Here is a 5,055-nt window from a genome sequence, read left to right on the forward strand (position 1 = left end):
CAGTAATTTCAAGAGTATCTGGTATCCTGAACTTTTCGGAAGAAAGATGGAAAATTCTGACGAGTCTGAAATAATGACAAATGTAACAAACAAGATTGATGCAATACTTGAAAATCACGAAGTACCCGAACTTAGCAGTGAAGTATTGGCAGAACTTGCCAAGTGGGAAGAAAAATACAGCGTAATGGTATAAGAGGAGGAGCAATGAACAGAGATTACGGTATAAACCATATCAAAACTAGAAAAAGTCATACTTGCTATGGAATGGGAATCGGAATAATGGTTCTTGACGACGCATATCCCGGTTTTCCTGGAGATGTTAGAAATGCAAGTGGATTTGGTTATCCAGTACAGTACGATATAGCTAAGGGTGTAGACAATTACACATTGGTTTGGGAACAAGATAAAACTCCATGCAAGCAGCCTATACTTGATGCAGCTAAGAGACTTGAAAACATGGGTTGCAAGGCTATTGCAGCAGAATGTGGATATTTTGCATATTTCCAGAAAGCTGTTGCAGGGCATGTTGATATTCCAGTATTTATGTCAAGTTTATTACAGGTTCCATTTATTCAGCAACTTATAGGACCCAACAATGCAGTTGGAATCATATGTGCACAAAAAAGATTTTTGACAGATGTCCATCTTACAAATGTTGGAATAGATCTAAATAGCAAATTTCACATAGCAGGTGCACAGGATGAATATGGATGTCCACAGTTTGACACTTTGTGGGATCATGAAAAGAGACCTGAAATACCTGAAAGTTATTATGACCAGTCTGAAGAGGATATGATAAGAATAGCAAAAGAATTTATAGCAAAGAACCCTGACATCAAGGCAATAATGCTTGAATGTACTGGAATGCAACCCTTTGCAAGAGCAGTACAGAGAGCTGTAGATATGCCTGTATTCAGTTGGGGAACACTTCTTGACTATGCATATTCCGTGGTTTCCCATAGAGACTATTACGGACACGTATAAACACAGTTTGAAACTCAGGGAATCGAAAATTTAGTTTCAAAATGCAATTCTGTAAGTATGGCTTGAGATTAAAGAAGTTGACATTATTATTCAATCATATAGAATTAATGAATATACGGAGATATATAAAGATTTTAAAAATATTGAATACTGATGAAAAGTAACTAAAATAGTGTTAACTGATTAAATAATAGCAAGATAAAATACATTATTACATCATATCTACTACAGAGATTTAAAGTGTTTAGCTAATTTTTATTGAGGGAGTTTAATAATATGAAAAAAGAAAGTTTGGTAAAAAGAATCAGATTTGTACCGGCATTATTTCCAGTTGTAGTATTTGGAATATTGATAGTTCTTGGATTTATGAACGCTGACGCCTTTGTAAGCATACTTTGGGGAGTATTCGAATGGCTTATGGTAAACATAGGATGGGCAGTAGACCTTGGATGCCTTTCATTTGTAATTGTGCTTCTTTCATTGTGCATACATCCCGTAGGCAAGATTCGATTCGGTGGACCTGAAGCAAAACCAACATTTAGTACATGGAACTGGTGGGCAATCTCACTTTGTGCGGGTATAGGAACAGGTATTGTTTTCTGGGGAGCGGTTGAACCTTTGCTTCACGCTATGAGACCTGCAGGAGGAATGAACCTTGAGCCTGGAAGTTCTGAAGCTATAATATGGGCAATGAGAACATCTTTCTTGCATTGGACATTTACTCCATATTCAATCTATGTTATAGCAGGTGTTGCCATAGGTTATGCATACTATAATCTTAAAAAGCCTTATGCAGTAAGTTCAGGACTTTGTCTTTTGAGAGACGGTAAGGACCTGAACAAGACAGCAACAGACATAGTTGATGGTATCACACTTCTTGCAATAACTGGTGGAGTTGCTGGATCTCTTGGATATGGACTGTTGCAGGTAGGAAGTGGATTGGAATTCGTATTTGGAATAACACCAGGACCAGCAGTATGGATAGCTATAGCAGCAGTAATAATAACTGCATATACAATATCAAGTGCTACAGGACTTGACAAGGGTATAAAATGGCTTAGTGATAAGAATGCAATGATATTCATAGGACTATTGGTATTTGTACTTATATTTGGACCAACTGCTAGAATGCTAAACGTTACAACTCAAGCAATAGGATCATTTGCTGCAAACTTTGTAGAAGGAATGACATTTACAGACGCATTCGGTACAGATCTTTGGCCACAATGGTGGGACATGTACTGGTTTGTTGACTGGTTGTCATTTGGACCAATCGTTGGACTTTTCCTAATAAAGCTTTGTTATGGAAGAACAATAAAGGAATTTATTCTTGTAAACCTTGTAGCACCATCTCTTTTCGGAATACTCTGGTTTGGAGCATTCGGTGGATTTGCACTTGACCTTCAGTTAGTTCAAGGTGTAGACCTTCTTGCATTCATGGATGCAAATGGCCTTGAAAGCTTGATGTACGAAGTATTTGCATATGTACCATTGACTGGTATAATAAGACCATTGATGATCATAACAATAATGCTTTCTTTTATCACTCTTGCAGACTCGATGACATCTACAGTATCCATTATGTCAATGAAGGATAATCACGATATAAAGGAAGCGCCACTTGGAATTAAATTGTTCTGGGGACTTCTAATGGGTCTTACTTCAATAATCTTTGTTCTTAATGGTGGACTTGAAGGAATCAAGGTAGTTAAGACCATTGCAGGATTCCCGATACTGGCCATAGAAGTTGCAATGATGATAGGATTCATTAAGTATATGGCTAAGAACTCGAAGAAAGAAATTCAAGCGAATATAGATTATATGGAAAAGATGGAAGAATCAGTATCATAAAGGAAAGGTAAAAAGATGAAAATTAGAGATAACTTTTTTACGGAACAGGAAATAGAAAAATTGCATAAGGCTACTGTCAGAGTGTTGTCTGAAGTTGGTGTTGAATTTAATACCAAAGATGCACTGGAGCTCTTCAGACAGAACAATGTCAAAGTGGAAGGTAAAAAAGTTTTCATAGACGAAGACACCCTGTGGAAAGCTTTGAATACAGTACCGTCTGAATTCACATTGTCGGGAAGAACGGAAAAGGATGATGTTTTGGTTGGAGGAGGAAACACTGTTTATGCTCCAGCTTCCGGACCTGTCTATGTTCAGAGGGACAATGAGAGAAGAAGTACAACCAGTGAGGATTACATTGATTTATTAAAGATTTTCCAGACATCAGATGTTATACCTGTAATCAATGCAAACATGACCGAGCCACAAGACATAGATTTTGAGGAAAGGGATAGTTTCAGGCTCAAAAACTGCCTAGAAATGACTACAAAACCTTTAATGGGATTCACTACAGGAAGGTCAGATTCAGAGAGCTGTATTAAAACAATAAAGGGTTTCTACGAGGGTACGAATAAACATGTTGTACTTGGAGTTATAAGCCCCGTGTCTCCACTGTGCTTTGACGAGTCAATGATTGAAGGAATGAATGTCTATGCAAGGGAGAACCAGCCTGTGCTAATAGCCAGTTGTTCTCTTCCCGGTGCTACAAGTCCGGTAACAATGGCGGGAACACTGGTTACCAACAATGCGGAAGTTCTAGCAGGAATAGTATATACTCAACTTTTGAGACCGGGACTTCCAGTGATTTATGGTGGAACAACACCTTCTTGCGACATGAGAATGGTTACTCCTGCCATTGGCTCTCCTGAAACCGGGCTGTTCACCTATGGTTACAGGGCTCTTAGTGAGCATTATGGTATGCCATGTAGATCAGGTGGATCTCTGACGGATTCTAATACTGCAGATATGCAGGCTGGAATAGAGTCGACATACAGTATATTGACAGCCTCAATAGCGGGAATAGACTATGTGTTGCAATCCTGTGGAATACTTGAATCCTTCAATTCACTTTGCTTCGAAAAAATAATAATTGATGAGGAAAACATCAAGATGGCAAAGAGATATGTTTTAGGTTTTGAAATAACCGATGAAACAATAGCCTTTGATGTAATAAAGGAAGTGGGCTCTGAAGGAACATACATTACAAGTGATCATACATATGCAAATTTCAGGGACACATTCATCCAGGCAAGTCTTTTTTCAAAGGAGCCTTATGAAAATTGGGAAATAAATGGTAAGAAGGATGTTTTCGAATCTGCTAAGGTAGCCCTTGTGAAAAGACTTGAAGGGTATAGAAAACCTGAACTTACTGAAGAACAGGTAGAATATCTCAAGAGCATAGAAGTTACTGTATAAAATATTAAACTATTTTCATTAGCCCTTGGGGGAAATTCCCCCAAGGGCTTTTTCTGTGCATTATATAGAATAATGGTCGATGTGAGGAAAAATTTCATTTAAAAAAGAATATATTTAAAATGAATGAATAATATGAAATAAAATTGATAAATATAGGTTGTTTTAATAGATTAATGAGGGTATTTCTGATAGAATAGTTATGAATTAAAACAAGGAGAATTAAATGAAACAAATACTCAACCAATTAAGGGAAAAAGTAAAAGGTGTAATAATAAAAGATTTCAAGATAAAGGATCAGACATACTTTAAAATTGGTGGCAGCGTGGACTTGTTCATCGAACCGGCGGACGAGGAATCACTTAGGAATACACTTGAAATAATCAATGGAAACATACCATTTTATATAATAGGAAACGGAACAAACCTCCTCTTTTCAGATCAGGGATACAGAGGAGCGGTAATAAAGATAGGAAACAAATTCAACGGTATAAGGTTTGAAGACAATGTAATAAAGCTTGGAGCAGGAACATTGCTGTCCAGAACAGCAAGATTTGCGGCTGATAATTCCCTTAAGGGAATGGAGTTTGCAAGCGGTATACCTGGATATGTAGGCGGTGCAATAGCAATGAATGCAGGAGCCTACGGCGGAGAAATGATTGATATTGTAAAAAATGTTAAATGCATGGACTATGACGGCAATGTCTATTGGTTCAACAATAAGGAAATGAACTTTTCCTACAGAAACAGTCGAGTATTCAGGGAAAAGCTAATAGTACTGGAAGCCGAGCTTGAACTCGAAACTGGTGA

General features: G+C 37.5%; 4 protein-coding genes and 1 pseudogene. All 5 read left to right on the top strand.

Annotation, left to right across the window (positions count from 1 at the left end):
• A pseudogene (locus tag AC3AX0_RS06930) lies at nucleotides 1-193 on the top strand (trimethylamine methyltransferase family protein); the annotation flags it as partial.
• Nucleotides 194-204: 11 nt separating this feature from the next.
• Complete coding sequence (locus AC3AX0_RS06935; RefSeq protein WP_487549578.1) at nucleotides 205-984, top strand: aspartate/glutamate racemase family protein; 780 nt, start codon at nucleotides 205-207, stop codon at nucleotides 982-984.
• Between the two features lie 276 nt (nucleotides 985-1,260).
• Nucleotides 1,261-2,835, top strand: coding sequence for a BCCT family transporter (locus AC3AX0_RS06940; RefSeq protein WP_487549579.1), 1,575 nt, complete (start codon nucleotides 1,261-1,263; stop codon nucleotides 2,833-2,835).
• 15 nt (nucleotides 2,836-2,850) lie between these two features.
• Nucleotides 2,851-4,248, top strand: a complete 1,398-nt coding sequence (locus AC3AX0_RS06945) for a trimethylamine methyltransferase family protein (protein ID WP_487549580.1) — start codon at nucleotides 2,851-2,853, stop codon at nucleotides 4,246-4,248.
• Between the two features lie 223 nt (nucleotides 4,249-4,471).
• Nucleotides 4,472-5,055: FAD-binding protein (locus tag AC3AX0_RS06950; protein ID WP_487549581.1), on the top strand; the 584-nt coding region annotated here is incomplete at its 3' end.

Source organism: Dethiosulfatibacter sp. (assembly GCF_983023055.1).